Raw genomic sequence first — 26,530 nt, 5'->3', positions numbered from 1 at the left:
GCGGCGCGCCGTACCCGGGGCCAACGGCGTACGGGCGGCGTGCCGGCGCCGCCGTACGCGCGTCAGCCCCGCCCCGGCTCCCCTCCCCCGGCGCCGGCCGCGCCGTGCCGCACCAGGGCCGTCGCCGTCGCGGCGGAGGCGACGAGCGCCACCAGCGGCGGGACGAGGAGCAGCAGCGAGGCCGTCCAGCGCAGCGAGGCCGCGAGGCCGAGCAGCGCCAGCGACGGGGCGGCGAGGAACCGCGTCGGGTGGCGGGCGACGAGGTGCAGCGCGCAGATCCACAGCAGCCGGCCGCGCAGCCCCGGGCGGGCGGCGCCGAGCGACAGCGCGGCCGGCAGGGCGAGCAGCCCGGCCGCGGCGCACGCGCCGCCGGCCGCCAGCGAGGGCAGCAGCCACGGGCTCCGCGTCTGCTGCCACAGATCCAGTGCGGCCAGGAACGCCGCCGCCGGCACGGCGGGCACCAGGGCCTGCGCGGGGCCGAACCGCCACAGCGCGCGCAGCCCGCGCCACCAGTCCCGGATCCCGGCCTCGCCGGCCGCGGCGATCCGGTCGGCCGCGGCGCCGAGCGCGGCCAGCCAGGGGCCGGTGAGCACGGCGGCGACGAGGACGGAGACGGGTGTGACGCCCGGCGCGAGGAGCACGGCGAGGGTGCCGGCGGCGCAGACCGCCGCGCCCGCGACGGCCAGCGCGGGCAGGCTCGGCCAGGCGCCGCGCAGCACGCGCCGCAGCGCCTCGCTCTCGGCGTCGGACGCGCCCGGCACGGCGTCTGTCCGCGGGAGCGCCGTCGGGTGCCCGCTCATCCGCGCAGCCCCGCCTGCGCGATGCTCGCCACGAACGAGCGCTGGAAGACCAGGAACAGCGCCAGCACCGGCACCACCACCGCCGTGATCGCCGCGAACACCACCACCGGCGAGCCGCCGTGGCTGGACTGGAGGGTGACCAGGCCCACGGGCAGCGTCATGTTCTCCGGGGTGCTGAGGAAGATCAGCGGACCGAGGTAGTTGTTCCAGACGGCCTGGAACGTGAGGATCGCCATCGCCGCCAGCGCCGGCCCGGACAGCGGCACGATGATCCGGAAGAGGATCCACAGGTGCCCGGCGCCGTCGATGCGCGCGGCCTCGTCCAGCTCGCGCGGGATGGTGTTGAAGTACTGCCGGAAGAAGAAGATCGAGAACACGTTGATCAGCGCGGGCAGCCAGAGCGCGGGCAGCGAGTCGATGAGTCCGAGGTTGCGCATCAGCACGAAGACGGGGATGACCGTCATCTGCGCCGGGATCATCAGCGCGCTGAGCAGCACGAGGAAGATCCCGTCCCGGCCGCGGAAGGTGAGCCGGGAGAAGGCGTACGCGGCGAGCACGCTGACCAGCAGCGAGCCGACGGTCGCGATGACCGCGACCTGGAGGCTGTTGAGCGCCATCCGGCCGAAGGGGATGGCGTCCGGCACACTGGTGAAGTTCTCGGTGGTGAAGGGTTTCGGGATCCAGTTGGGCGGTATCTCGAAGGCCGCCTGCTCCTCGGTGAGGCTCTGCACGACGAGCCACACAAGCGGCGCGATCATGACGAGTCCGAAGGCGACCAGGAGGAGTTCGAGCAGGAGGTGGGCCGGGCGTACGCGCCGGCGGCTGCGGGTCCGTACGGTCACTGCTGGTGCACCCACTTCCGCGAACCCCAGAACTGCAGCAGCGTCACGGCCATCATGATCACGAAGACGAGGATGGAGACGGCCGCGGCGTAGCCGATCTGGAAGGACTGGAAGCCCTTCTGGTAGAGGTACATGACGATGGTGATGGTCGAGTTCTCCGGCCCGCCGTCGGGCGTGATGATCTGCACGGGGTCGAAGATCTGGAAGGCCCCGATGAAGGTGACGACGGCGGCGAAGAAGATCGTCGGGGACATCATCGGCAGCGTCACGCGCCAGAAGACCTGGTGCGGCCGGGCGCCGTCCACGCGCGCCGCCTCGTGGAGCTCCCGCGGCACGGTCTGCAGCCCGGCGAGCATGATGACGAAGGTGAAGCCGATGGTGTGCCAGAAGTCGATGGCGATGATGGCGGGCAGCGCCCACGCCGGGTCGGTGAACCACTCCGGGGGCTGTACGCCGATCTCGCCCGCGTAGTGGGTGACGAGGCCGAACGTCGGGTCGAGCACGTACTTCCAGAGCAGCGCGACCGCGGCCCAGGAGATGACGAACGGGAAGAACAGCGTGGTGCGCACGAAGTAGGAGAGCGCCCTGTTCATCATCCGGTTGACGCCCATGGCGAGCAGCAGCCCGCCGCCGAGGTGGGTGACGACGGAGGCGAAGGCGAAGACGAAGGTGTTGGCCAGCGCCTCGTAGAGCAACGGGTCGGAGAACATCTCGGTGAAGTTGCCGACGCCGTTGAACTCGGCGGGGGTGAGCATGTCCCAGCTGAAGAAGGCCAGGCCGATGGCGACGACGAACGGCCCGGCCACGAAGGCGAGGAAGAGCAGCAGCGCGGGGCTGAGGAACGCGTACCCGACCCAGTCGCCGCGCCGGAGGCGGCCCCCGCCGCGCGCCGCCGGGCGCTTGGCCGGGGCGCGCGTCGGGGGTGTCTGCGTCAGGGTCACAGCAGCCCGCTGAGCTTGTCGTTGGCGCTGCCCAGGGCGTCTTGTGCGGACTGGTTGCCGGTGATGGCGGCCTGCCAGCCCTGGGTGATGGCGGCCTGGGCCTCGGCGCCGCGCTCGGGCGAGGGGATGGGGGTGCCGTAGCCGAGGGCGGCGGGCAGGTTCTCGGTGCCGGCGGGGGCGTCGTCGGTGAACGCGGGGCTCGCGGCGACGGAGTTGCGGGCCGGGATGTTGGTGCCGCCGGCGGAGGCGTAGAACGTGGAGGCCTCCTTCGACATCATCCACTTGAGGAACTCCCAGGCGGCGTCCTTGTTCTTGGAGGCGCGCAGGATCGGCCAGCCGTCCCAGCCGACGCTGGCGCCGGGCCCGGCGTTGCTCGGCCAGGGCACGATGCGTACGGAGTCGGTGAGCTTGAGGCGGCGCATGTCGAGGGTGGCCCACCGGCCGGCGCCGAAGGTGGCGAGCCTGCCCTTCTGGACCTGGGCCGCGGCGTTGAAGTCGCCGCCGGGCTTGGGCGAGAGGCCGTCGTCGATGAGTCCCTTGACGAACTCGGCGGCCTCGACGGCCGCGGGGCTGTCGAACGTCGCCTCGTCCCAGGCGGCGTTGTGGGTGCTGGCGCCGTTGGTGAGCAGCCAGGGCATGATGTCGAGGAACGGGAACGCGTAGCCGGCGGGCAGCAGGAACGCGCCGGTCTTCTGCTTGATGCGCTCTCCGGCGGCGCGGAAGTCGTCCCAGCTCCAGCCGTCCTCCGGCAAGTCGACGCCGGCGTCGGCGAAGACCTTGGTGTTGCAGTAGAGGACCGAGGTGTTGTAGCCGCCGGGGATGAAGTACGTCTTGCCGTCGGTGGAGCCGTAGGTCTCGGTCCACTCCTTCAGCTTGGGGTCGGCGTCGCCGAAGTAGTCGTCGACGATCTCCCTGTCCCTGTCCATGTACGGGTCGAGCGGTTCCAGGAGGCTCTTGGAGGCGAACAGCCGCTGGCCCTCGGTGGCGACCTGGACGATGTCGGGGACCTTGCCGCCGGCGATCTGGGTGGAGACGGTGTTGGCGAAGTTGCCCCAGGTCTCGGCGGCGATGCCGCGGGCCTTGATCTTCACCTTCGGCTTGGACTTGTTGAACTCCGCGAAGAGCGCGTTGAACGCCTCCTGCTGGGTGGCGTCACCCAGATAGACGAGGTCCAGCGAGGACGAGTCCCCCGAGCCCGATCCCCCGCAGGCCGCCAGGCTCCCGGCGGCGGGTGCGGCGAGCGCCGCCGCGCCCATCGACCGCAGCACCTGGCGGCGCGACATTCCTCCCGGTCCGACCCAACCCATTGCGGCTCCTCTCGCTGGGGTCCGGGCCGGTTTTCGGCAGCACGGACCTTTCGTGTCATACGGGCGGAACAGGGTGTGAAATCGATTTCTTACCTGATGGCCAGCCATGCAAGCAGCGGGCCATGGCGGGGGTCAAGAGGCGTGCACGCGGAATCGCCGGGCGGCGGCCCCGCGGGCGGGCACCGGCGGACGTGCGGGCCGTGCGCCGGTGCCCGTACGGGACGGGAGGCCGGCCGCTACCCGGGCGGGGGCACCGCGCCGCCCCCCGTGCCCGCGGCGGCGGGGCGCAGCCGTACCGCGAGCGGCCCGCGGCCCCCCTCGTCGACCGATTCCCAGACCGCCTCCGCCGTGGCCCCCGCCGGGCCCGCGGTGACGTGCACGACGCCCACGTGGCCCCCGGCGACGACCGGCCACCTGCCCGGCAGCGGGTCGAGTTCGACGGTCCCGGCGCCGGCGTCCACCACGGTGCGCGGCCAGGCGTGCGCCAGCCCGAACGAGGCCATGGAGCGCACGTAGTGGTTGCCGCACTCCACCTCGTTGAACGGGTTGCGCACCCGTCCGTCGTAGCGGTCGCGGACGTCCGCCACCACGTGCTCCGCCGCGTCCCTGTCGCCCTGCGCGGCGAGCCCGAGGGCCGCGGTGTACTCCACGCCCGTCCACACCTCGTTGCAGTACGGAAACGGTCTCGTCGGCCGACCGCCGTGTGGATACGTGCAGTTCAGCAGCCCGTGCTCGTCGCCGAGCGCGAAGGTGCGCAAATGGTTCATGTGCGAGTGGAACTCGGCGCGGTGGTTGTGCCGCAGCACGCTGCGCAGCGCGGTGGCGGTGTGGTCCGGGTCGAGTCCGGAGTCGAGCCCGCAGAGCACGGCGAGCGTGTGGCCGGCGAGCTGGTCGCCCATGCAGCCGGGGCCGATCTGCAGGTCCGGGTCGACCAGGTCGTCGGAGCCGACGTCGGGGTTGTCGCCGTCGTAGCGGATACGCAGGCCGTCGGCGATGTTGCCGGCGGAGCCGGCGGGCAGCACCTTCTGCTCGTAGTACGCGCCGTTGAACAGCTCGGCGTCCGTCCGGGCCGCGCCGCGGGCCAGCACGTCCGCGCAGGTGCCGGCGAAGGCGTGGTCGCCGAGGGCCCGCGCCATCCGCTCGCACGCGGCGAGCGCGGCCAGGTACCAGGACTGGTTGACCCCGCTCGGCCCGTAGTACTCGACGTCGCTGGTGCTGTGCTGGCAGCCCTCCATCAGCCCGTCGCGGTCCGCGTCCCAGCCCAGCGGTATCCAGGCGAACTCCAGCGCCCGGCGCGCCCCCGGCCACAGCCGCGCCAGCTCGTCGTCGCGGCCGGTCAGCCGCCAGGTGCGGTAGAGCCGGACGAGGGCGCCCATCTGCCCGTCGGCGGCGGCGATCCGCCAGCCGGTGCCCTCGCTCCGAAGCGGCAGCCCGGCGCGGAAGCTCATCATGCCCCGCTCGTCCAGCGCGTGCACGAACTCCACCTCGCGCATCGTCCAGGCGAGGTCGGGGAAGAGCTGCTCCAGCGCGTACTGGTAGTTCCACACGTGGGTGCAACTGCCGTGGCAGCTGCCGTGGTCGGGGTTGCCGCCCTCCCAGGCCAGGAACGTGCCGTCGGCGATGCGGAAGCAGGTCGGCGTCTTCAGCACGGCGGCGTTGGAGAGCACCGCGTCCTTCACAGCGGGCGGCAGGCTGGAGGTCGTGACGGCCTCGACGTAGCCGCGGGTGCGGCGCTCGTGGCCGGCCAGCCGGGGCGCGAGCCGGCGGACCACGTCGGCGGCGTCGGTGTAGCGGGTGGCGTAGTGGTTGCCGACGACGTCGGTGCCGTGGCCGTAGTCCGGCGGGCCCTGGAAGCGGTGGCTCCAGCCGCGGCGGTGCGGGAAGTGCCAGGCCACGACGAAGGTGAACTCCCGCTCCGCGCCCGCCGGCAGGCGGTCGGAGACCACGAGGGAGCCGGTGGGCACGCGGGCGCCCTCGGCGGGCTCGGCGAGCCGGCCGTCGGCGGCGAAGTCGTCCCAGAAGTCCAGCAGCGAGTCGCCCCAGGAGCGGCGCGCCCAGGTCAGCCGATGGCTGGTGACGGGGTCGCCGAGGACGGCGAGCGCCAGGGTGCCCCAGCTCTCCGCGTCCTCGGCGACCTCGGTGGTGCGGCCGGCGAGCACGGTGGCGCCGTCGAGTTCGACGCGCTCGAAGACGTTGCCCGCGGGCAGGCCGCCGGTGTGGCGGCGGCCCGCGACGTGCTGGAGGTTGCCGCAGACGTCGACGGCCAGCTCCTCGGCGCCGGTGTTGCGCAGGCGCACGCGGTAGACGAGGGCAGGGATGCCGCTGGCGTCGGCGTCCCCGGGGACGAGCGGGTTGAAGACCCGTACGGTCGCCTCCACCGGCAGCCCGGGGTCGGTCAGCCGTACCTGGCCGAAGGGGTAGGCGGCGGCGAATTCGCCCTCGCGGAAGCGGGGCAGGCCGTGCAGCGCGGACGGGCTGCCGCCGTGGCCGGCGTACTCGGCGGGGAGCAGGGCCGATTCGAGGACGCGGGTGAACGCCCCGGTGGCGCCCTCGGCGCGCAGGCAGAAGAACGAGTCGGGGGTGAAGCCCTTGGCCGGACGGTTGAACAGCTCCCAGTCGAGCAGCTGGCCGCGCCCGCCGAAGCCGATGGAGCCGGTGCCGATGCCGCCGACCGGCATGGCGATGTGGGCGAGCCGGTCGCCTCGGTAGCGGCGGACCACCGGCCAGGGGGTGTCGTGCATGGTTCCTCGTTTCCTCGGGTGCCGGTGCGGGCGCTCCGGGGACGAAAGGGGTGCGCCCGCTGGTACGGGACCGTATCCGAAATCGATTTCATCCGGCAGGTGTCGCACGCGATGAGCGCCGCCGGCGCAACGGGAGCGGAGGGGGCGCCGTGGCGCGTCAGATCCGGGCGAAGGCGGGCCGCGAACGGGTCGGTGCCGGGTCGGACGGAACGAGGCCGCGGACAGGGACGGGGCCGGCGCCGGGGCGGGCCGCAGGAGGGCCGTTGGCCGATGTCCCGCGCTAACGCCGCGCGGTGGCCGTGTCCCGCAGGCCCGCCGGCGGCTCTTCGCGGGGCCGCCCTGCGTTCCGGACGGTGAGCACCACCTGCGTGCCGCCGCCGGGGGCCGGCACCACGTCCAGCGCCGCGCCGATGAGCAGCGCCCGCTCGCGCATCCCGCGGATCCCCGCGCCCTCGTGGGCGGCGCCCACCCCGCGGCCGTCGTCGGCGACGCGCAGCTCCACCCCGGCGCCGGCGCACACGAGGCTCAGCTCCACCCGGTCCGCCGCGGCGTGCCGCACGACGTTCGTGAGCGCCGCCTGCGCGACGCGGTAGAGCACCAGCTCCACGTCCGGGTCCAGCGCCGGCAGGTCCGGGTCGATGCGGCGCTCGACGCGCATCCCGGTGTGCCCCGCCAGGTCCGCGCCCAGCGACGTCAGCGCGCTGACCAGGCCCAGGTCCTCCAGCACCCCGGGCCGCAGCCGGCGGGCCAGCCTGCGCACCTCCTCCAGGCTCTCCCGGGTGGTCTCCTGGGCCCGCCGCAGGTCGCCGCGGAGCTCCTCCGGTGCGCGCTCTCCCGCCCGCTTCAGCTCCAGCAGCACGGTGGTCATGCTCTGCCCGACCTCGTCGTGCAGCTCCTGTGCGATACGCCGCCGCTCGGCCTCCTGCGCGGACAGCGCGCGCCCGGTGCTGGCCGCGCGCTCGGCCTCCAGCCGGTCGAGCATCGCGTTGAACGTGCTGATCAGCTCGGCGACGTCGCCGGTGCCCGGCACGGTGAGCCGCTGGCCGGGGCGGAGCAGGTCGACGGTGGCCATCAGCCCGGTGAGGCGCTGGAGGGGGGCGAGGCCGACCCGCAGCAGGGCGGCGTTGGCGACGAGCATGACGGCCATGCCCCCGACGAGGACGACGGCCTCGGCGAGCAGGACCGTCGTGGAGACGGTCACGGGCGCCAGCATCAGCACACCCGTGGCCGTGCCGAGCACCAGGGCGTTGAGCCCGAAGATCCGCCAGAACAGGGACACGGGGCAGGGGCCTCCTCGGTTCGTACGGTGCGTACCACTATGTGCGATCGGCGGACGGCGGCGATGCGCGGGCCGGGTGCGGGAGGGGTTCACGCGACCTTAGTAAGCGATTACTTTCCGCTGGGACGGGTCGTACGACTCCTCGGGAGGCAGCACCATGCGTTCTGCAAGCGGCGGCCGCAGGCCGCGTCTCGTACTCCTCGTCGCGCTGCTCGCGACGCTCCTGGCCGGGCTGCCGGCGCTGCCCGCGGGCGCGGCGGCGCCCGCCCCGCCGCCGTCGTCGGCGCGGGTCGTGCCCGTCGACTGGGCCGGCTTCGACGAGGGGCTGCCGCCCGGCGCGGACGCCGCACGGCTGCGCGCGATCCTGGCCAACGCCAACCGCTACGCGCTGACGACCTGGTACGACGAGCGCTTCGCGGGCCAGGGCGACGACGGCCTGCTCGACCTCGGCGGCACCACCGAGCACGACGTGCGCCCCGTCGCCGCCGAGGCGTTCGCGCTCGCCGCCGCCCTGGCCACCGGCGCGTACGACGCGCAGGTCACCGGCGAAGCCGAGCCGCGGGCCCGCGCGACGGCCGTGCGCCTGCTGACCTCGGTGGCCGGGCACCACCGCGCCACCGAGGCGGGCGGCTGGGGCGACGAGTGGCAGAGCGCGCTGTGGGCGGCGATGGCCGGCTTCGCGGGCTGGCTGCTGTGGGACGACCTCGCCCCCGCGGAGCGCGAGTGGGTACGCGCGATGACCGAGTACGAGGCGGACCGCTTCCGCGGCTACGACGTCCCGTACTGGAGGGACCGCGACGGCGTCGAGCAGACACCCGGCGACAGCAAGGCCGAGGAGAACTCCTGGAACGCGATGCTGCTCCAGGTCGCCACCGCGATGATGCCCGGCCACCGCAACGCGCCGGCCTGGCGGCAGGCGAACCTGGAGCTGATGGTCTCCGCCTTCGCCCGGCCCTCCGACCTCGGCAGCCGGGAGGTGCTGCACGGCAGGCCGGTGTCCCGCTGGGTCGACGGCTGGAACGCCGAGGAGGACGGCCTCGTCGTCAACCACGGCATCGTCCACCCCGACTACATGGCCACCGCCGTGCAGAACACCCACGCCGTGCTCACCTCGGCGCTCGCCGGCCGGGCCGCGCCGCGCGCCGCCCTGCACAACTTCGACGTCGTCTACGCCGCCCTCGCCGACCGGGAGTTCGCGAGCCCGCCGTACGCGGCGCCGGGCGGGACGATGTACGTGCGCGGCTCGGACGAGATCTACTTCCCGCAGGGCACGAGCTGGGGCCCGTCGCGGCGGATGGACTTCGTGGCGATGGACGTGGTGGCGCGCGAGCTGCGGCTCGACGGCCGGGCGAGCACCTCCGGTGCGTACTGGGAGCGGCTGCACGCGGGCCGTGCGCTGGCCATGCAGCAGCGCCACGCCGACGGCAGGACGTACGCGCCGGAGGACGCGGACCCGTACCGGGGGCGGGAGGAGTGGGTGGCGATGCACGCGGGCTGGGCGTATCTGACGCGCTGGCTGGTGCACCAGGACGCGGTCCGGATCACGAACAGGGCGTACCCGGGCGGCGGGTGAGGCGCGGGGCGGGAACCCGGCGGGGCCGCGCGGCCCGCTCACCGCTGCGGGATTGCGGCGGTCGTGCGGGCCGTGTGCGGCGCCTGCTCAGATCTGGTTCGTGCCGCCGTCGACGTAGATGTTCGCGCCGACGACGTAGCTGCTCTGTTCCGAGGCCAGGAAGGCCACGACCGCGGCGGCCTCCTCGGGCCGGCCCATGCGGCCCTTGGCCACGGTCGCGGCGACGTTCTCCCTGACGGCCCGGGCGGTCTCCTCGTCGCCGAAGGCGGCGGTGCCCCCGGGCGTCTCGATCCAGGCCGGCGAGATCGCGTTGACCCGGATGCCGCGGCCCTTCAGCTCGTTGGACCACGTCCGCGCGAAGGACCGGACGGCCGCCTTCGACGCCGCGTACGAGCCGAACGCCTCCACTCCGCGGTCCCCGGCAGTCGAACCGACCAGGACGACCGAGGCCCCGTCGTTGAGCAGCGGCAGCGCCTTCTGCACGGTGAACAGCGTGCCCCGGACGTTGACCCCGAAGGTCTGGTCGAAGTGCTCCTCGGTGGTCTGCTCCAGCGTCACGAACGAGCCGACCGCCGCGTTCGCCACGAGCACGTCCAGCCCCTCGCCCCGGGCCCGGACCGCGTCGTAGAGCCGGTCCAGGTCGGCCATGGTGGAGATGTCGCCGGCCACCGCCGTGGCCCGGTCCGGCCCGATGGTCTTGACGGCCGCCTCCAGCTCGGCCTCGCGCCGCCCGGTGACGAAGACGTGCGCGCCCTCGTCAGCCAGCCGTACGGCCGTGGCCAGACCGATTCCGGTGCTGCCCCCGGTGACCACCGACGTCTTGCCTTCCAGCTGTCCCATGGGTGTCTCCATCGCTTTCGGTGCCGATCCGTTCGACATCGATGGTGCGGGAGATCGGGGATACTATCCATGATGCAGAGTCCACCATTCTTTACGTATCGTCCAGGAGGTGTCCTCGGTGCTCGGCTTTCGGGATCCAGTCGCCGACGCGATCGGCCTGCTGCGCCCCCGCACGGTGATCGGGCCCAGCCTCCGGGCCACGGGGCAGTGGGCGCTGAGCTTCGACACGTTCCTGCACGTGCGGATCGGGGGCCTCGTGCGCGGCACGTGCTGGCTGGTCCTCGAAGGGCACGAGCCGGTGCTCCTGCGGGAGGGCGACACGTTCATGCTGGGCAACCCCCCGCCCTACGTGCTGGCCGGCACGCTCGACGCGAGCCCGCGCCCGGCGGAGCAGGTGTGGGCGGGCGCCGAGGACGGGTTCGTGCGGATCGGGCCGGAGTCCGAGGACGACCTCTACCTCTGCGTCGGGCACATCGCGTTCGACGAGAGGAACGCGGCCCTCCTGACCGACCTCCTGCCGCCGCTCGTGATCGTCCACGCGGCCGACCCCCACGGCGGGCGGCTCGCGCAGCTCATCGACCTCCTGGCCACCGAGGTCGGGGTCGCCGCCCCCGGCGGCCCGCTGGTGCAGAACCACCTCGCGCAGATCCTGCTCGTGCACATGCTGCGCGCCCACGCCGGCCGGACGGACCGGCCCACCGGCTGGCTGGGCGCCCTGAACGAGGACGGCATCGGTGCCGCCCTGCGCGCGGTGCACGCGGACGTGGCCCACCCCTGGAACCTCAAGGAACTCGCCGACATCAGCCACATGTCGCGTTCCGCGTTCGCCCGGGCATTCAAGAACCACGTCGGGGTCCCGCCGCTGGAGTACCTGATCCAGTGGCGCATGAACCTCGCGCGCGACGCCCTCGCCCGCGACACCCTGTCGATCTCCGAACTCGCCCGGGCCACGGGCTACCTGTCCGAGAGCGCGTTCAGCACCGCCTTCCGCCGCGTGGTCGGCTCGTCGCCGGCACAGTTCCGCAACCAGGCACGGCAGCCGCAGCACTCGACCGCGGACGAGGGCTGAGACCGGCCCCGGCGGCGCACGTTCGTCGGGGGACGGCCGCGGCTTTCCCGACGGCTGTCTGATATCCGCCGCCCCCGCCGCGTGACACGGTGCGAAGCACACCGGCACCCGTAACCCCCCTCACGACGGGATCCGCGCATGCGCTACGCCCTCGACCCCGAACTCGCCGCGGCGGTCGCGCTGATGGCCGAGGTCGACCTCAGCGACCTCGGGGCCGCGCGCGCCGCCCAGGCGGCCGAGTTGGCCTCCGCGCCCGCGGCCGACGAGTCGGGCGTACGCGTACGGGACGTACGCGCCCCCGGCTTCGCGCAGGGCGCACCCGAGGTGCCGCTACGCGTCTACACCCCCACGGCACCGACGCCGACGCCACCGGGCCCGCTGCCCGCCGTGTACGCGCTGCACGGCGGCGGCTTCGTCCTCGGCTCGCCGCAGGTCGACCACGACACCCACCTGCGGTTCTGTCGCGAGCTGCCCGCCGTCGTCGTCAGTGCCGACTACCGTCTCGCGCCCGAGCACCCCTACCCCGCCGCGCTCGACGACTGCCGCGCCGGCCTGTACTGGCTGGCCGCGAACGCCGCAGGACTCGGCGCCGACCCGGCCCGTATCGGACTGTGGGGCGACAGCGCGGGCGCCGGGCTCGCCGCCGGGCTCGCGCTGCTGACCCGCGACCGCGGCGGCCCGCCCATCCGCTGCCAGTACCTCCAGAGCCCGGCGCTGGACGACCGCCTCGCCACGCCCAGCGCCCGGGAGTTCACCGACACCCCGGTGTGGCACCGCCGCAACGCCCGGCTGAGCTGGGAGGCGTACCTCGGCCCCGGGACAGCGGGCTCGCCGGACGTGTCCCCGTACGCGGCGCCCGCCCGGGCCGCGGACCTGGCGGGGCTGCCGCCGGCGTACGTGGCGGTGATGGAGTTCGACCCGCTGCGCGACGAGGCCCTGGGGTACGCGCAGGCGCTGGCCGCGGCGGGTGTGCCGGTGCAACTGCGCTTCTACCCGGGCACGTTCCACGGGGCGGTGGGGGTGGCTCACGCGCCGGTGGCCCGGCGGATCCTCGCCGATGCCGGTACCGCCCTGCGGGCGGGGCTGGGGACAGGCGGCCCGGGAGCGGACGACCACGGCGACGAGCAGGGGTGACGCCCGTGCCCCCCACCGCGCCAGGGCCTGTGTCGAAAGTCCCGTCGTCCGCCCGCAGGGCGGGCGCCGCGGCGTCTGGTTCGGTGCATCGCAAGACGGAGCGTCCTCCGCATACCGGGTCGTATTCGGCGCCGCGACGCGGTCACTCGTCGGCGGCCGTCGCCAACCGCCAGGCGTACAGGGCGAGCCGGGCGCGCAGCCGGTCGTCGGGCTCGCGCAGCCGGCCGCCGAGCGCCGTCTGCGCGCGGGCCAGCCGGGCCGCCACGGAGCTGTGGTGCAGGTGCAGTTCGGCGGCGGCCCGGCGCAGGGACCCCGTGCGGCAGAAGGCGTCCAGCGCCGCGATGCTCGACCCGCCCCCGTCGCGCGCGGCGAGCGCGGTCAGGGCCCGTACGCCCGGGTCGGCGCGCAGCCGGTCCGCCGGCACCTCGGCGAGCAGCGCGAGCGGGCCGAGCGCGTCGTGGTCGACCACCGTCTCCCCCGGGCCGCCGGCCCCGGCGAACCGCAGCGCCGTGCGGGCCTCGGCCCAGGAGACGTGGGCCCGTACGGGCGCCGCCCCTCCCCCGACCCCGAACCTCGCCCCGCGCACCGGCGATCGCGTACCGTCCCCGGGCCCGCCGCACTCCCCGTCCCCCGCACGCGGTGCCGCTCCACCCGTGCGACCGGGGACCCGTCCCCGTACGCGCTCCGCCGCCGCGAGCGACAGGCCCCGGGCCAGCTCCCCCGCCGTGCCCGCACCGCCCTCGGCCGGCTGCACCAGCACCGCCGCCAGCGCGTCCATCGCCGCGATCCGCACCGTCGCACCCGGTACGCCGCGCGCGAGCAGCGCAACCGCCTCGACACCCGCGTCGGCGTCCCGCCCGCCGGACACCGCCACCACGCGCAGCGGCCGTTCGGGGCTGAGGCCGAGCAGTCGCAGGGCGCGTACGCGGTCCTCGACGGCCTCCCGCTCCGAGAGCACGGTCTCCACCAGCGCGGGGTCGGCGACATGCGGTGGGCGGGCGGGGCGCGGCGGGCTCATGCCGGCGGCCAGCGCCATCCATTCGAGGACCAGGTCGTCCAACGGGCCGGGACCGCCGGTCCGTTCGAGCCACACGCACCCCGCGGGGGCCAACGACCGCACCCCCGACTCCGGACCGGCCGCCCTCACAGGGCCGGACGACCCGGCCGAACCGGGCGGCCCGCCGCACGGCAGCTCCGCGCCGTCCGGCCCGAACCGCACCGCCCGGCCGGTCCGGTCAGGCGCCTCCGCCGGGCGCGCCAGCCCCGCCGGGCAGCCCGCCAGCGCGGCGGTCGACCGCACCAGCACCTCGGGGTCGACGGCCCCGCCGCCCAGCAGCGCCTGGAAGTGGGCGATCACGCGCACCGCCGCGGCGGCGTCCGCGTCCAGTGATGAAAGCCGCACCAGCAGACCCTTCACACCCGCAGTCTAGAAAGGGCATGGACATGTTCACCAGAGCCGCAGCCCGAGTCACCGCTCCCCCGCCCCCCGTCCGCCGCCGGGCGCGCCCGCTGCACGCCGCGCTGCTCGGCTGCGTCCTTGCCCTTCTGGCGGCCCTGTCGCTCAGCGCACCGCCACAGGCGTCCGCGGCGACCCTCCGCGAGGTGACGAACTTCGGCAGCAACCCCAGCAACCTGCGCATGCACCTCTACGTCCCGGACAACGTCCGCCCGCAGCCCGCCGTGCTCGTCGCAATCCACTACTGCACGGGCTCGGGCCCCGCGTTCTACTCGGGCACCGAGTTCGCCCGGCTCGCCGACCGCTACGGCTTCATCGTCGTCTACCCGTCCGCCACCCGCAGCGGCCAGTGCTTCGACGTCTCCTCGCCGCAGGCGCTGCGCCGCGACGGCGGCAGCGACCCGGTGGGCATCCGCTCGATGGTGCAGTACGTGCGCGCCAACAACGGCGCCGACCCGAACCGGACGTTCGTCACCGGTGCCTCGTCCGGCGCGATGATGACCAACGTCATGCTCGGCAACTACCCCGACGTCTTCAAGGCGGGCGCGGCGTTCATGGGCGTACCGCACAGCTGCTTCGCCACCACCGACGGCTCCGGCTGGAACAGCGCCTGCGCCAACGGGCAGATCATCCGCACCCCGCAGCAGTGGGGCGATCTGGTGCGCGGCGCGTACCCCGGCTACGCCGGAGCGCGCCCGCGGATGCAGGTGTGGCACGGCACCAACGACACCACGCTGCGCTACCCCAACTTCCAGGAGGAGATCAAGCAGTGGACCGATGTCCACGGCCTGAGCCAGACCCCGTCCATGACCGACAGCCCGCAGTCCGGCTGGACCCGCACCCGCTACGGCGGCACCGGCGAGCAGGCGCCGGTCGAGGCGGTCAGCCTGCAGGGGGTGGGCCACTCGCTGCCGATGTCCGGCATGGCCGAGCGCGCCATCGCGTTCTTCGGCCTCAACGGCTAGCGCGCGCACGGTAGGTACGCGCGGCGGGGTCTCCGGGGCTACGGGCCGGGCGCCGGCGGTGTGGCGAGGACCGCCAGCACCGACTTCGTGACCACGTCGGAGACCTCGCCCGGCGGCAGCTCCAGCCGCCCGCCGCGGACGTCCTCCGCGGCGCCGTGCAGGATGTGCTGCACGACCCCGACGAGCCAGGCCGTCGGCATGTCGGTGCGGAAGACCCCCTGGTCCTGGCCGCGGCGGACGAGTTCGCCGACGCGCACGGCCGGGCCGGCGTGCAGCTCCCGCACCCGCCCGGCCGGCAGTACGCCCTGGGCGGCGGTCAGCAGCGCCGCGGACTCGGCGACCAGCGCCCAGCTGGAGACCAGCAGCCGGCGCATGGCCTCGTACGCGTCGCCCCTCAGGTCCACGGCAGCCAGCGTCCGGTCGCCGTCCTGGACCGCGTCCCGCAGCGCGGCGTCGACCAGTTCGGCCCGGGTCTTGAAGTGGCCGTAGAGGGTCATCCGCCCCACGCCCGCCGCCTTGGCGATGTCGTCGGTCGTCGCGTTCGGGTCGGAGCCCAGCCGCCCGCGGGCGGCGGCGACGATGCGGGCGATGCTGCGCTCGGCGTCGGCGCGGCGGCGCGGGCGGGTGCCGGCGCCGGAGCCGGTGGAGGCGGTCATGCGGGCCAGCCTAACTCGTACGGGAATGTTTGCGTTACAGTCCTCCGTTAGAACTCGTACATCAACGTACGAGGTATTGGGAGGGCACTGATGACTACGCACGAGGCCGGGCACACGACCGCAGAGGGGCGGCACCCGGCCCGCTGGCGCATCCTCGGGTTCCTGGGGGTGGCGCAGCTCATGCTGATCCTCGACGTGACGGTGGTGGCCATCGCGCTCCCGCACATCGGCGACGACCTCGGGCTCGGCCGCGCGGCGCTGACCTGGACGGTCAGCGCGTACACGCTGACCTTCGGCGGGCTGATGCTGCTCGGCGGGCGGATCGCGGACCTGATCGGCCCGAAGCGCGTGGTCCTCGCCGGGCTGCTGGTCTTCACCGCGGCGTCCCTGACCACGGGGCTCGCCGAGTCGGGCGGCGCGCTGGTCGGCGGGCGCATCGCGCAGGGCGTCGGCGCGGCGCTGCTGTCGCCCGCGGCGCTGTCGCTGGTGGTCACGCTCTTCGACGGCGAGGAGCGGAACAAGGCGCTGGGCATCTGGTCCGCGCTCGGCGGCGGCGGGGCGGCGCTCGGCGTCCTCCTCGGCGGACTGCTGACCGCGGGTCCCGGCTGGCCGTGGGTCTTCTACGTCAACGTGCCCATCGGCCTCGCCATCGTCGCCGTGCTCGCGGTGCTGCTGCCTTCGCGCCCGGCTCCCGCCGAGCGGCCGCGGGTGGACCTGCTCGGTGCGGCGCTGGTGACCGCCTCGACGGCGACGCTGATCTACGGCCTCATCGACGCCGGTGAACGCGGCTGGCTCACGGCCCGCACCGCCGGGCTCGTCCTGCTCGCGGCCGTCGGCTACCTGCTGTTCACCGTCTGGCAGCGGCGCGCCCGCAGCCCGCTGATGGACGTGCGGCTGCTGGCCCGCCGGCCCGTGGCCACCGGCGCGTTCCTCATCCTGATGGCGACGGCGCTGATGGTGGCGGTGTTCTTCCTGGGCACCTTCTACTACCAGCACGCCCGCGGCTACGGGGCGCTGCGCACCGGGCTGCTCTTCCTGCCCGTCGCGTTCGCGGCGATGCTGGGGGCCGACCTGACCGGCCGGCTGATCGGCCGGACGGGCGCGCGGGCGCCCGCCATCGCGGCGCTGGCCGCCGCGGCGGCCGGGCTCGCGGTGCCCGCCGTGTCGATGCGGCCGGCGACGGTCGCGATCGGGGTGACCGTCGCGGCGCTGGGCACGGGCGCGATGTTCGTGGTCGCCTCGGCGACGGCGCTGGGCCGGGTGGCGCCGCACGAGGCGGGCATCGCCTCCGGCATCGTGAGCACGTTCCACGAGTTCGGCGCCTCGCTGGGTGCCGCGGTGGTCTCCAGCGTGGCGGCGGCGAGCCTCGTCGGCAGCACGCTGGAGGGGTTCACGGAGGCGTTCACCGTGGCGGCGGTCGCGGCGGCGGTGTCGGCGGCGGTCGCGGGGGCGCTGACGCCCGGCCGGCCGGCACCGGCGGCTGCCTGAGCCGGCGGCAAAGGCCGCGGGAGGACGCGGTACGCACCCGGGAGTGGCCGGGTGCGGCGGGGGAGCGGCGGGGAGCGGCCAGAGGGGCCGTGCCCCGCCGGTCCTTCGGTGTCGGGCGCGCGGGCCTGCCCGTACCCGGCGTCAGGGTTCGATCAGGCCCACCCGGATCGCGTACCGCGTCAGCTCCAGGCGGTCCCGCAGCCCCAGCTTCTGCAGCAGGTTGGCCCGGTGCCGCTCCACCGTCTTCGCGCTGATGACCAGCAGGTCCCCGATCTCCTTCGAGGTGTGCCCCTCGGCGACGAGCTTGAGGATCTCCTCCTCCCGCTCCGTGATCGGCCGGGCGGGCAGCGGGTCGCCCTGGCGGGCGCGGTCGAGGTAGCGGCGGATGAGGGCCGTCTCCGCGCCCGGGTAGATGAACGGCTCGTCGCGCAGCGCGGCGCGGCACGCCTCGACGAGGTCGCGGTCGGCGACCGACTTGGGCACGTAGCCCGCGGCCCCGGCCTTCAGCGCCTCGAAGAAGTACTGCTCGTTGTCGTGCATCGTCAGGATGAGTATCCGCAGCTCCGGCCGTACGCGGGACAGCTCGCGCGCCGCCTGCAGCCCCGTCAGCCGGGGCATCGCCACGTCCAGGATCGCCAGGTCCACGGCCGTCCCGTCGCGGGCGAGCGCCACGGCCTCGGCGCCGTCGCCCGCCTCCGCCGCGACGGCCAGGTCGGGCTCGGCGTCGAGGATCAGCCGGATGCCGCGGCGTACGAGCGCGTGGTCGTCGGCGAGCAGAACGCGGGCCTTGACCGCTGGGTTCATTCGCGGGTTCCCTGGGACGGTGGACGCAGCCGGCGGGACCGGGCCTGACCGGGGCTGCGACCGGCGGAGAAGACTACCGTCCCGGCACTGATGGTGGCCCGGCCGACGCCGCGCTGTCCATCCGTGCTGACACCCATGTTCTCGCCGTACGCGGGGATGGCACGATATCCGCTGCGCCGCGCGGGGGGATCGGCTGCCCGAATCCCGGGGCCGCGTACGCGCGACATTCAGCGAAAGTCGGAAAGGGGACGGGCCGTGCCTGCTCCAAGGATGAGCACCACGCCACTGCCGGGGATCGGTGTGAAATACGACCTCACGACACGGGCGCAGAAGAAGCACCTGTCGGTGATCGCGCACCGGGACGGCACCCGGTCGATCAATGTCTACCGCTCCGACGACCCGGACGCCTGCGCGCAGTCGCTGCATCTCAACGGCGCCGAGACGGCGGCACTGATCGATGCGCTCATGCCGTCGCACCACAGTCCGAACCTGCTGCACACCACCGACCTGGGGCTGGTCGCCGAGCGCGTCGAGCTGTCGGCCACGTCGTACTGGAACGGCCGGGTGCTGGGCGAGACGCGGATCCGCACCGAGACGGGGGCGTCGATCGTGGCCGTGCTGCGGCGCGCGGAGGCCATCCCCTCCCCCACCCCGGACTTCCGGTTCGCCGGCGGCGACACGCTCATCGTGATCGGCACCCGCGAAGGCATCGAGGCGGCCGCGGCGCTGCTCGGGCGGGAGTGAGCGCTTGCACTCCTACGCGGTTTTCCTCATCGAGTTCGGCGCGATCATCCTCGGACTCGGTCTGCTCGGGCGGTTCGCGGGCCGCTTCCATTTCTCTCCCATCCCGCTGTACCTGCTGGCCGGGCTCGCCTTCGGCGAGGGCGGGCTGCTGCCGCTCGGCGCCAGCGAGGACTTCGTGGCGATCGGCGCCGAGATCGGCGTGATCCTGCTGCTGCTGATGCTCGGCCTGGAGTACACGGCCAGCGATCTGGTCTCGAACCTCAAGACCCAGTACCCGGCCGGGGTCGTCGACTTCACGTTCAACGCACTGCCGGGCGCGATCATGGCGCTGCTGCTCGGCTGGGGCGCCGTCGCCGCCGTGGTGCTGGCCGGCGTCACCTGGATCTCGTCCTCCGGCGTCATCGCCAAGGTCCTCGGCGACCTCGGCCGGCTCGGCAACCGCGAGACGCCGGTGATCCTCAGCGTGCTGGTCCTGGAGGACCTGGCGATGGCGGTCTACCTGCCGATCGTCACCGCGCTGGTCGCCGGCGTCGGCATCGCGCAGGGCAGCGCCACGCTGGCCATCGCGCTCGGCGTGGCGGGCGCGGTGCTCTTCGTCGCCGTCCGCTACGGGCGGCTGATCTCGCGCTTCGTCTCCAGCGACGACCCCGAGAAGCTGCTGCTCGTCGTCCTGGGTCTGACGCTGCTGGTCGCCGGACTCGCCCAGCAGCTCCAGGTGTCGGCGGCGGTGGGCGCGTTCCTTGTGGGCATCGCCCTGTCGGGCGAAGTGGCCGAGGGCGCGCACAACCTGCTCAGTCCGCTGCGGGACCTCTTCGCCGCGGTGTTCTTCGTCTTCTTCGGCCTGCACACCGACCCCGAGTCGATCCCGCCGGTGATCCTGCCGGCGCTGGCGCTGGCGGTCGTGACGGCGGGGACGAAGATCGCGACGGGCTACTGGGCGGCGAAACGCGCGGAGATCTCGGTGAAGGGCCGCTGGCGGGCCGGCGGCACGCTCGTCGCGCGGGGCGAGTTCTCCATCGTCATCGCGGGGATCGCGGTCACCGCCGGCGTCGAGCCGGACCTGGGGCCGCTGGCGACGGCGTACGTGCTGGTGCTGGTGATCGTCGGACCGCTGGCGGCCCGGTACACGGAGCCGGTCGCGCTGCGGGTCACGGAGTGGCGCGAGGCGCGGGACGCGGAGCGGGAGGCGCTGGAGGCACGGGCCGCGGACGCCGCCGACGCCGCCGATGCGAAGGGGTCGGACGGGGCTGAGGCGGCCGACGTGCCGCGGCTGCCCGGTCAGCGGGGCGAGACGGCCCCGGCCGAGGACGAGCGCTCTCCCGGCAGCGGCGGCATGTAGCGCAGCAGGAGGAGCGCGGAGTCGTCGTCGAGGGCGCCGCCGCTGTAGTCGCGCAGGTCGGCGTTGAGCGCGGCGAGCACCTCGGCGGGTGGCGCGTGGGGGCCCGGGCACTCCTCGTAGCGCTGGACCATGGGGTAGAACTCACCGGCCGCGTTGCGGGCTTCCAGGGCGCCGTCGGTGACGAGGAGCAGTTCGTCGCCCGGGGCGAGGACCAGCTCGGTGGTCCGCGCGGGGGCGCCGGGGCGCGGGGCGGCGAGGGGGTCGATCGCGGGGTCGGTGGCCGGGACGACCCCGGAGCCGTGGCCGGGGCGGGGCGCCGGGCCGTGCCCGGCGGCGGTGCCGTCCCCGGGGGCGGCACCCAGCAGCCCGAGACCCAGCGGCGGGTGGGCGGCGACCGGGGCCTCGCGCACCTCGCCCGCGGCGTTGCGGACGAGGGGAGGGGGGTGCCCGTACGACAGCAGCGTGCAGCGGCCCCCGGTGGTGACCTCCACGAGCAGCACGGTGACGAAGTCCTCGGGCTCCGCCTCGCGCAGCACGCTGTGCTCCATCCGGCGGGCGATCAGCGGCAGGTCCCGCTCGTCGTGCCCGACGGCCCGGAAGACGCCGAGCGCGCCGCCGCTGATGCGCACGGCGGGCAGCCCCTTGCCGCGTACGTCGCCGATCACGGCCCGCAGCCCGGAGCCGGTGTCGACCACGTCGTACAGGTCGCCGCCGACCTGTGCGTCGTGTGCGGCGGACGCATAGCTGGCCGCGACGGCGAAGGGCCCTACGCGGTCGGGGGTCACCGGCAGCAGCGCCCGCTGCGCCACGTCCGCGATCCGCTGCGCCCGCGCGAGGCGCTTCTCGCGGTCGACACGCACGGTCTGCACGACGATCCCGAGCGCGGTGGCGCCGATGACGGCGATGAACCGGGCGAAGAACTGGGCGGTGCCCGTGTCGTTGTTGTACCAGCTCAGCAACGAGGCCAGGACCAGCCCGAGGGCACCGGCGGCAATGACGGCGGACCGTCTGCCGTTCACCGCGACGAGGACGGGGATGACGGAGAACAGCGCCCCGAGCGACTGCCCCTCGGAGGTCACGAGGTCGGCGAGGGTGATGACGACGAAGAGCGTCGCCACGAACCACCGGGACGAGACGAACGTGGCGACGTGCATCCACCCAGCATGCGCGGCCCGGGCCCCCCGGCCGAGGCGGCCCGCCGGGGCCGTACCCCCTGCGGGGGCGCGCCGCGAGGACGGCCCGGCCCCGCCGGGGGCTGCGGCCGGGGTGCAGCCGCTCCTCGGGTGGCGGGGCACGCGGACCGGTGCCCCCGGAGGTCTCCGCGGGGTCACCCGGCCGGCTGCGGGGTGCCCGCGTGGAGTCGCAGGCGGGTGCCGGGGAAGGTCGCCCGCATGCGGCGGTCGTGGGTGACCACCACCAGCGCGCCCGCGTAGCCGGCGAGCGCCTGCTCCAGTTCCTCGACGAGCGCCGGCGACAGATGGTTCGTCGGCTCGTCCAGGAGCAGCAGGTCGACCGGTTCTGCGATGAGCCGCGCGAGGTCGATGCGGCGGCGCTGGCCGTACGACAGCTCCCCCACGCGCAGCCGCAGGTCCGCCGGGCGGAAGAGGCCGTACGACAGCAGTCGTGCGGCGTGCTCGTCCGGCGTGCCGGGGCGGTCCGCGGCGAAGGCCCGCAGCACGGTGGCCCCCGGCGGCCACGCGGTCTCCTCCTGCCGCAGGTGGCCCACCCGTCCCGGCACCCGCACCGTTCCGGAGTCCGGGGCCGACTCCCCCGCCAGGACGCGCATGAGCGTCGTCTTCCCGGCCCCGTTGGGCCCGGTGACGAGCAGCCGCTCCGCGGCCCCGAGCCGCAGCGCGGGCACCCGCAGCCGGTCCCCGACGACGACGTCCGCCAGCTCCGCGGCCGGAGCCGGCTCCACGGCGGGCTCCGCCGGGACGGCGGGCGGCCGCACCGGTGCGGAGCCGTCGCCCGCCGCGCCGCCGGGTGCCGCGGGTCCGGCCTCCTCGCCCGTAGCCGCCGCGGACCCGCCGGCTGCCATGCGCGCCCGGAACACCAGCGGCTGCGGCGGGGGCGGGACCGGGTTGGCGGTGAGGCGGGCCACGCGTTCCTTCGCGTTGCGGATGCGGCCCGCCGCGCCGTGGCCCCGGCTGCGCGTGCGGAACGCCCCGTGGCCGAAGACCGCCAGGGGCTGCGACCGCGGGATCGCCGCGAGGCGCGTCGCGCCGGCCTCCGCGAGGCGGCGGCTGCGGGCGAGTTCCGCGCGCCACTCCTCGTACGCGCGCAGCATGCGGGCGCGTTCCGCGGCCTTGGCGGCGAGGTAGCCCGCGTAGCCGTCGCCGTGCCGGGTGACCCGGCCGGCGTCGACCTCCAGGACCGTCGTCGTCAGCCGCTCCAGGAACAGCCGGTCGTGGGTGACGGCGACGACCGTGCCGCGGTGTGCGCGCAGGTGGTCCTCCAGCCAGGCGACCGCGCGGTCGTCCAGGTCGTTGGTCGGCTCGTCGAGCAGCAGCACCTCCGGCCGGGCCGCCAGCACCGCCGCCAGGGCGAGGCGGGAGCGTTCGCCGCCCGAGAGGGTGCCCAGGCGCCGGTCGCGGGCGAGCGCGGGGAGGCCGAGGCCGGCAAGGGCGGCGTCGACGCGGGTGTCCGCGCGGTAGCCGTCGCGGGCCTCGTACTCCTCGACGAGCCGCCCGTACGCGGCCAGCGCCGCGTCCAGCCGCGCGCCCGGTGCCGCCGCGGCGAGCCCCGACTCGGCCCGCCGCAGCTCCGCTTCGAGCGCGCGGAGCCCCGCGAGGGCCGCGTCGACCGCGTCCTGGACGGTGGCCTGCGGCGGCAGGTCGAGGCTCTGCGGCAGGTGGCCGAGGCCGCCGGGGGCGGCCAGGGTCGCCTCGCCCGCGTCGGGCGCGATCCGGCCGGCGAGGAGCCCCAGCAGCGTGGACTTGCCGGAGCCGTTGTCCCCGATGACGCCGGCCTTCTCGCCGGGGCGGACGGTGAGTGTGACGTCGGCGAGGACGGTGCGCTCGCCGTAGCGCTTGGTGACGGTGTGGAGGGAGAGTTGTGCGGTGGTCATGAGGTGGGTGCCCCTGTTCCCGGCCGTGGCCGCTCGCGACGGATCGAGGACGGGTCCGTACGCGAGGACGCGCCACGGCGCCGCGGAAGGGGGCGGGGAGGCGGGACTCGCGCACGGACGGGCGCGACGGCGGCGGAGCGTGGCTCTACGCGGTCGTGCGCCCGGCGGTGATCACAGCGTTCCCATGGCGTCAACGTACGGCACCCCCGCCGGCAATGGCAACGTCATTCTCCGCCGGATCCACAAGCCCCGGGGGTCCTTGTAGAGTTCACGACGACGACGCGATGCCGCTCCGGTGTCCGGCGGAACCGCCGGACACCGGAGCGGCATCCGTATGGGTGGCCGCCTCGCGGCGCCCGGCCTGCCGGGCCGGGCGGCCGCGGAGGCAGGGGGTGGGAGTCATGGCGTACGGAAGACGTGTGCGCCGCCGGGGCGTCCCGGCGGCGTTAGCCGCGGTGCTGCTGGCGGGCGCCGCCGCGTGCGACAGCGGCGGCGAGCCCGAGTCGAAGGGCTCGGCGAGCAGCAGCGCGGACGCGAAGGGCGACGCGCCGCCCGCGCCGGAGCCGACGCCGGAGGCGGACCCCGGCAGGATCCCGCGGACCGCGGCGCAGGCGCGGCGGCTGGTCGAGGACGTCATCGCCGGGCCGGAGCACTTCGGCCCGGACGCGGTGCGGGCGACGCCGTACGAGAGCGACCCGGCGCGCTGGACCGTGCTCGCCGAGGACTGCGCGTGGCGGACGGAGGACCTGCCGGACGACGTACTGGCCACGCGGACCCGCTACTTCGAGATACCCGCCGCGGACGGCAAGGGTCCCGTCGCGCTCTCCGCCACCGTCACCGTGCACCGCACGACCCTCGACGCGGCGTGGGAGCAGGCGCGGATGCTGGAGGAGGCCGTCGGCTGCCCGGAGCAGACGCTGCGGGCGGGTGAGCGGCTGACCGGCCTGACGTCGCTGGCGCTCGCGCGCGGCGAGGGCGCCAACGAGACGAGCGACGACTCGCTGTCGGAGCGCGGCGAGTGCGTCAGCGACAGCCGGGGCGGGCCGTACCCGTACACGTGGGACCAGTCGACGTTCGGGCCCGTGGTCGTCGGCGTGTCCGTGTGCGCCGGGGAGAAGAGTTCGCCCGGGGAGGTGGCGGGCATGAGCGTCGAGCCGCTGGTGACGATGATGCAGCGGGCCCAGGGCGCGGTCGGCCGCGAGGACGCGGGCGGCGACGGCGATACCGGCTCCGCGGGTGCGAAGGAGGGCGACTGATGGAGCGGTTGCTCCCCTCCGACCCCGCTCACCTGGGCGGGAACCGGCTGCTGGGCCGGCTCGGCGCCGGCGGCATGGGCGTGGTCTACCTCGCCCGCACCCGGACCGGCGCGCCGGCCGCGGTGAAGGTCATCCAGCCCGAGTACGCGGAACAGCCCGAGTTCCGGGCCCGGTTCCGCCGCGAGGCGGCGTCCGCCCGCCGGGTCGCCAGCCCCTGGGTGGTGCCGGTGCTCGACGCCGACACCGAGGCCGAAGCACCGTGGCTGGCCACGGCGTTCGTGCCGGGCCCGGCGCTGGCCGAGGCGGTCGCCGCGTGCGGCCCGCTGCCCGGCCACGGCGTACGGGTGCTGGGCAAGGTGCTCGCGCGCGCCGTCGCCGCGGTGCACGACGCCGGCCTGGTCCACCGCGACCTCAAGCCCGGCAACGTGCTGCTCGCACTCGACGGCCCGCGGCTCATCGACTTCGGCATCGCCCGGCCCACGGCCGCCGAGGAGACCGAGCTGACGTCGGACAGCATGGTCGTCGGCACGCCCGGCTTCCTCTCCCCGGAGCAGGCGCGGGCGCAGCCGGTCGGGCCGGCGAGCGACGTGTTCTCGCTGGGGTGTGTGCTGGCGTACGCGGCCACCGGCCGGCCGTCGTTCGGCTCCGGCGCCGCGGACGCGCTGCTGTACCGCACCGTGCACGACGAGCCGGATCTCGACGGCGTCACGGACGACGGGCTGCGCGCGCTCCTCGTACGGTGCCTGGCCAAGGACCCCGGCGAGCGGCCCTCCGCGGCGGAGCTGGACACCGCGCTGGAGGCGGACGCGCCGGAGGGCGGCATCGACTGGCTGCCGGACGCGGTGGTGCGGATGGTCGCCGAGCGGTCGGCGGAGATGCTGCAACTGCCGGGCGTCGAGCCGACCGAGGTCTCGGCGACGTCCGCGGGGGACGCGGAGGGCGCGGCGGATGCGGACACCGGCGGCGGCCTGGACACCACCGTCGCCGCGGGGAGCGCGGGGCCCGGCCGCCGCCGGGTCCTGGCGCTGGCCGGCGGCGGCGCCGTGCTCCTCGCCGCGGGCGGCGGCACCGCGCTGTGGGCGGCGCTGCGCGACGACGGCGACCCGCCCGCCGAGGCGAGCGGCCCGCGCCGCACCCTCGGACTGCACGCGGATCTGACGGGCCCTCAGAAGGCGGCGGGTGCGGCGCAGGAGCGGGCCGCGCGGCTGGCGGTGGACCGGTTCAACGCCCGCGAGAAGGCCCCGTTCACGCTGGAGCTGAAGGTCCGCGACGACGGCGGCGACCCCGCCCGGGCGCTGACCGCCGCCCGCCGGCTGATCGGCGACCGCGACGTGCTCGCCGTCATCGGCCCCACGGGCTACGCCTCCGCCCAGGCGTCCCTGAGCGCCTACGACGGCGCCGGGATGCCGCTGCTGACGGTCTCGGAGGGCTCGTTCAGCGCCGCGCAGGCGGCGCTCGCCGGGGAGCCGAAGACGTACTTCCACACCACGGCGCTCAGCGCCCGGGCCGCCTTCACCACCGTGTTCACGCTGCTCGGCCAGGGGGCGCAGAACGTGGGCCTGCTCGCCGACCGGGCGGGCGCGATCCGCGGCTTCGAGCACAGCAGCATGGCGCACAACGCGGCGGCGGGCGCGGAGCTGGCGCTGTACCTGCGCGTCGTGCCGGCCGCCGCGGGCGCCGAGGCCCTGGGTCCCGTGGTGGCGGACATGATCGACCACGGCGTGGACAGCTTCTACTACACCGGCACGCCCGAGCGCGCCGCGGCGGTCGCGCGGGAGCTGGCGGAGCGGGGCTTCGACGGGCCGCGGTTCCTCGACGAGCCCGCGGCCGGCGGCGCGTTCACGGCCGCGGGGGGCGACGCGGCGGAGGGCTGGCAGGCGCTGACGCCGTACGTCGGCGCGGACGCCGATGCCGTACGGGACTTCGCCGCCGCGTACCGCAAGCGGTTCGGCTCCGCGCCGGGGCCGTGGGCGGCGGAGGCGTACGACGTCACGCGGCTGCTCGCCGACCGGCTGGCCGCCCTGGCGGAGAAGGGCAGGCGCAGGCCGACGCGGGCGGCGCTGGCCGCGTCGCTGCCCGCGGCCCGCTTCAAGGGGCTGACGGCCACGTACAGGTTCAGCGACAGCCGGGAGATCGAGCAGGGGCCGATCCACCACTTCCGCGTCGAGGACGGCCGGTTCGGCTACGTCGGCCCGGTGGCGCTCCCCGGCTCCTGACGGGGAGGGCGGA

At 75.1% G+C, this 26,530-nt stretch carries 21 protein-coding genes; 9 read left to right on the top strand and 12 right to left on the bottom strand.

Going from position 1 to position 26,530, the window contains the following annotated elements; all coding sequences use genetic code 11:
• Positions 1 to 62 precede the first annotated feature (62 nt).
• The 6 genes from LG396_RS29520 to LG396_RS29495 all read right to left on the bottom strand — a co-directional run bounded on the left by LG396_RS29520 (position 63) and on the right by LG396_RS29495 (position 7,910).
• Positions 63 to 800, bottom strand: a complete 738-nt coding sequence (locus LG396_RS29520) for a hypothetical protein (protein WP_225797113.1) — start codon at positions 798 to 800, stop codon at positions 63 to 65.
• Complete coding sequence (locus tag LG396_RS29515) at positions 797 to 1,642, bottom strand: carbohydrate ABC transporter permease (protein WP_037742805.1); 846 nt, start codon at positions 1,640 to 1,642, stop codon at positions 797 to 799. Before LG396_RS29515 ends, LG396_RS29520 begins: the two co-directional genes overlap by 4 nt.
• Positions 1,639 to 2,583: a carbohydrate ABC transporter permease gene (locus LG396_RS29510; RefSeq protein ID WP_018837234.1), complete on the bottom strand. Its 945-nt coding sequence runs from the start codon at positions 2,581 to 2,583 to the stop codon at positions 1,639 to 1,641. Before LG396_RS29510 ends, LG396_RS29515 begins: the two co-directional genes overlap by 4 nt.
• Positions 2,580 to 3,890, bottom strand: coding sequence for an ABC transporter substrate-binding protein (locus LG396_RS29505; protein WP_225797112.1), 1,311 nt, complete (start codon positions 3,888 to 3,890; stop codon positions 2,580 to 2,582). The genes LG396_RS29510 and LG396_RS29505 overlap by 4 nt, the downstream gene beginning before the upstream one ends.
• A gap of 236 nt (positions 3,891 to 4,126) precedes the next feature.
• Positions 4,127 to 6,631 (bottom strand): GH116 family glycosyl-hydrolase, encoded by a 2,505-nt coding sequence (locus LG396_RS29500; protein ID WP_225797111.1) that lies wholly within the window; start codon positions 6,629 to 6,631, stop codon positions 4,127 to 4,129.
• 280 nt (positions 6,632 to 6,911) lie between these two features.
• On the bottom strand, positions 6,912 to 7,910 hold the full coding sequence (locus LG396_RS29495) for a sensor histidine kinase (RefSeq protein WP_130457498.1): 999 nt from the start codon (positions 7,908 to 7,910) through the stop codon (positions 6,912 to 6,914).
• Between the two features lie 157 nt (positions 7,911 to 8,067).
• Here LG396_RS29495 and LG396_RS29490 point away from each other — a divergent pair, with 157 nt between their 5' ends.
• Positions 8,068 to 9,483: a hypothetical protein gene (locus LG396_RS29490; RefSeq protein ID WP_225797110.1), complete on the top strand. Its 1,416-nt coding sequence runs from the start codon at positions 8,068 to 8,070 to the stop codon at positions 9,481 to 9,483.
• A gap of 87 nt (positions 9,484 to 9,570) precedes the next feature.
• On the opposite strand, the gene LG396_RS29485 is transcribed toward LG396_RS29490, so the two are convergent.
• On the bottom strand, positions 9,571 to 10,323 hold the full coding sequence (locus tag LG396_RS29485) for an SDR family NAD(P)-dependent oxidoreductase (RefSeq protein WP_018837229.1): 753 nt from the start codon (positions 10,321 to 10,323) through the stop codon (positions 9,571 to 9,573).
• Between the two features lie 109 nt (positions 10,324 to 10,432).
• Between LG396_RS29485 and LG396_RS39835 the strand changes: the two genes are divergently transcribed.
• Positions 10,433 to 11,392 (top strand): AraC family transcriptional regulator, encoded by a 960-nt coding sequence (locus tag LG396_RS39835; RefSeq protein WP_225797109.1) that lies wholly within the window; start codon positions 10,433 to 10,435, stop codon positions 11,390 to 11,392.
• A gap of 138 nt (positions 11,393 to 11,530) precedes the next feature.
• Positions 11,531 to 12,526 (top strand): alpha/beta hydrolase, encoded by a 996-nt coding sequence (locus LG396_RS29475; protein ID WP_225797108.1) that lies wholly within the window; start codon positions 11,531 to 11,533, stop codon positions 12,524 to 12,526.
• A 142-nt stretch (positions 12,527 to 12,668) separates the two neighbouring features.
• Here the strand turns inward: LG396_RS29475 and LG396_RS29470 are convergent, their stop codons facing one another.
• Positions 12,669 to 13,943, bottom strand: coding sequence for a PucR family transcriptional regulator (locus LG396_RS29470; protein ID WP_225797107.1), 1,275 nt, complete (start codon positions 13,941 to 13,943; stop codon positions 12,669 to 12,671).
• Positions 13,944 to 13,969: 26 nt separating this feature from the next.
• Here LG396_RS29470 and LG396_RS29465 point away from each other — a divergent pair, with 26 nt between their 5' ends.
• Positions 13,970 to 14,947: an extracellular catalytic domain type 1 short-chain-length polyhydroxyalkanoate depolymerase gene (locus tag LG396_RS29465; RefSeq protein WP_225797106.1), complete on the top strand. Its 978-nt coding sequence runs from the start codon at positions 13,970 to 13,972 to the stop codon at positions 14,945 to 14,947.
• Positions 14,948 to 14,985: 38 nt separating this feature from the next.
• Here the strand turns inward: LG396_RS29465 and LG396_RS29460 are convergent, their stop codons facing one another.
• The gene (locus LG396_RS29460; RefSeq protein WP_225797105.1) at positions 14,986 to 15,603 is read right to left on the bottom strand and encodes a TetR/AcrR family transcriptional regulator; all 618 of its coding nucleotides are present in this window, start codon (positions 15,601 to 15,603) and stop codon (positions 14,986 to 14,988) included.
• Between the two features lie 90 nt (positions 15,604 to 15,693).
• Between LG396_RS29460 and LG396_RS29455 the strand changes: the two genes are divergently transcribed.
• Positions 15,694 to 17,091: an MFS transporter gene (locus LG396_RS29455; protein WP_225797104.1), complete on the top strand. Its 1,398-nt coding sequence runs from the start codon at positions 15,694 to 15,696 to the stop codon at positions 17,089 to 17,091.
• 141 nt (positions 17,092 to 17,232) lie between these two features.
• On the opposite strand, the gene LG396_RS29450 is transcribed toward LG396_RS29455, so the two are convergent.
• On the bottom strand, positions 17,233 to 17,895 hold the full coding sequence (locus LG396_RS29450; protein WP_018843356.1) for a response regulator: 663 nt from the start codon (positions 17,893 to 17,895) through the stop codon (positions 17,233 to 17,235).
• Positions 17,896 to 18,165: 270 nt separating this feature from the next.
• Here LG396_RS29450 and LG396_RS29445 point away from each other — a divergent pair, with 270 nt between their 5' ends.
• Together LG396_RS29445 and LG396_RS29440 are read left to right on the top strand one after the other, a co-directional pair.
• Positions 18,166 to 18,639 (top strand): cation:proton antiporter regulatory subunit, encoded by a 474-nt coding sequence (locus LG396_RS29445; protein ID WP_026276345.1) that lies wholly within the window; start codon positions 18,166 to 18,168, stop codon positions 18,637 to 18,639.
• 4 nt (positions 18,640 to 18,643) lie between these two features.
• A complete protein-coding gene (locus LG396_RS29440; protein WP_225797103.1) occupies positions 18,644 to 19,978 on the top strand; it encodes a cation:proton antiporter in 1,335 nt (444 codons plus the stop codon).
• Here LG396_RS29440 and LG396_RS29435 read toward each other — a convergent pair.
• Together LG396_RS29435 and LG396_RS29430 are read right to left on the bottom strand one after the other, a co-directional pair.
• Positions 19,918 to 21,132, bottom strand: coding sequence for a PP2C family protein-serine/threonine phosphatase (locus LG396_RS29435; RefSeq protein ID WP_225797102.1), 1,215 nt, complete (start codon positions 21,130 to 21,132; stop codon positions 19,918 to 19,920). The two genes, LG396_RS29440 and LG396_RS29435, sit on opposite strands and share 61 nt — an antisense overlap.
• A gap of 173 nt (positions 21,133 to 21,305) precedes the next feature.
• The gene (locus LG396_RS29430; RefSeq protein WP_225797101.1) at positions 21,306 to 23,045 is read right to left on the bottom strand and encodes an ABC-F family ATP-binding cassette domain-containing protein; all 1,740 of its coding nucleotides are present in this window, start codon (positions 23,043 to 23,045) and stop codon (positions 21,306 to 21,308) included.
• 401 nt (positions 23,046 to 23,446) lie between these two features.
• On the opposite strand from LG396_RS29430, the gene LG396_RS29425 reads away from it, so the two are divergent.
• Together LG396_RS29425 and LG396_RS29420 are read left to right on the top strand one after the other, a co-directional pair.
• Complete coding sequence (locus LG396_RS29425) at positions 23,447 to 24,301, top strand: hypothetical protein (RefSeq protein WP_225797100.1); 855 nt, start codon at positions 23,447 to 23,449, stop codon at positions 24,299 to 24,301.
• On the top strand, positions 24,301 to 26,517 hold the full coding sequence (locus tag LG396_RS29420; RefSeq protein WP_225797099.1) for a bifunctional serine/threonine-protein kinase/ABC transporter substrate-binding protein: 2,217 nt from the start codon (positions 24,301 to 24,303) through the stop codon (positions 26,515 to 26,517). Before LG396_RS29425 ends, LG396_RS29420 begins: the two co-directional genes overlap by 1 nt.
• Positions 26,518 to 26,530 lie beyond the last annotated feature (13 nt).

Origin of the sequence: Streptomyces aculeolatus, assembly GCF_020400605.1 — a bacterium.
In the GTDB taxonomy this organism is placed as follows: Bacteria; Actinomycetota; Actinomycetes; order Streptomycetales; family Streptomycetaceae; genus Streptomyces; species Streptomyces aculeolatus.
Note: the sequence above shows the minus strand (reverse complement) of the source record. Positions and strands in the feature narration are given on the sequence as shown.

Excerpts from the sequence above, each read along its gene's own strand:
- LG396_RS29520 (WP_225797113.1), bottom strand. The coding sequence starts at position 800 with ATGAGCGGGCACCCGACGGCGCTCCCGCGGACAGACGCCGTGCCGGGC.
- LG396_RS29505 (WP_225797112.1), bottom strand. The coding sequence starts at position 3,890 with ATGGGTTGGGTCGGACCGGGAGGAATGTCGCGCCGCCAGGTGCTGCGG.
- LG396_RS29500 (WP_225797111.1), bottom strand. The coding sequence starts at position 6,631 with ATGCACGACACCCCCTGGCCGGTGGTCCGCCGCTACCGAGGCGACCGG.
- LG396_RS29490 (WP_225797110.1), top strand. The coding sequence starts at position 8,068 with ATGCGTTCTGCAAGCGGCGGCCGCAGGCCGCGTCTCGTACTCCTCGTC.
- LG396_RS29485 (WP_018837229.1), bottom strand. The coding sequence starts at position 10,323 with ATGGGACAGCTGGAAGGCAAGACGTCGGTGGTCACCGGGGGCAGCACC.
- LG396_RS29475 (WP_225797108.1), top strand. The coding sequence starts at position 11,531 with ATGCGCTACGCCCTCGACCCCGAACTCGCCGCGGCGGTCGCGCTGATG.
- LG396_RS29465 (WP_225797106.1), top strand. The coding sequence starts at position 13,970 with ATGTTCACCAGAGCCGCAGCCCGAGTCACCGCTCCCCCGCCCCCCGTC.
- LG396_RS29460 (WP_225797105.1), bottom strand. The coding sequence starts at position 15,603 with ATGACCGCCTCCACCGGCTCCGGCGCCGGCACCCGCCCGCGCCGCCGC.
- LG396_RS29455 (WP_225797104.1), top strand. The coding sequence starts at position 15,694 with ATGACTACGCACGAGGCCGGGCACACGACCGCAGAGGGGCGGCACCCG.
- LG396_RS29450 (WP_018843356.1), bottom strand. The coding sequence starts at position 17,895 with ATGAACCCAGCGGTCAAGGCCCGCGTTCTGCTCGCCGACGACCACGCG.
- LG396_RS29445 (WP_026276345.1), top strand. The coding sequence starts at position 18,166 with ATGAGCACCACGCCACTGCCGGGGATCGGTGTGAAATACGACCTCACG.
- LG396_RS29435 (WP_225797102.1), bottom strand. The coding sequence starts at position 21,132 with ATGCACGTCGCCACGTTCGTCTCGTCCCGGTGGTTCGTGGCGACGCTC.
- LG396_RS29430 (WP_225797101.1), bottom strand. The coding sequence starts at position 23,045 with ATGACCACCGCACAACTCTCCCTCCACACCGTCACCAAGCGCTACGGC.
- LG396_RS29425 (WP_225797100.1), top strand. The coding sequence starts at position 23,447 with ATGGCGTACGGAAGACGTGTGCGCCGCCGGGGCGTCCCGGCGGCGTTA.
- LG396_RS29420 (WP_225797099.1), top strand. The coding sequence starts at position 24,301 with ATGGAGCGGTTGCTCCCCTCCGACCCCGCTCACCTGGGCGGGAACCGG.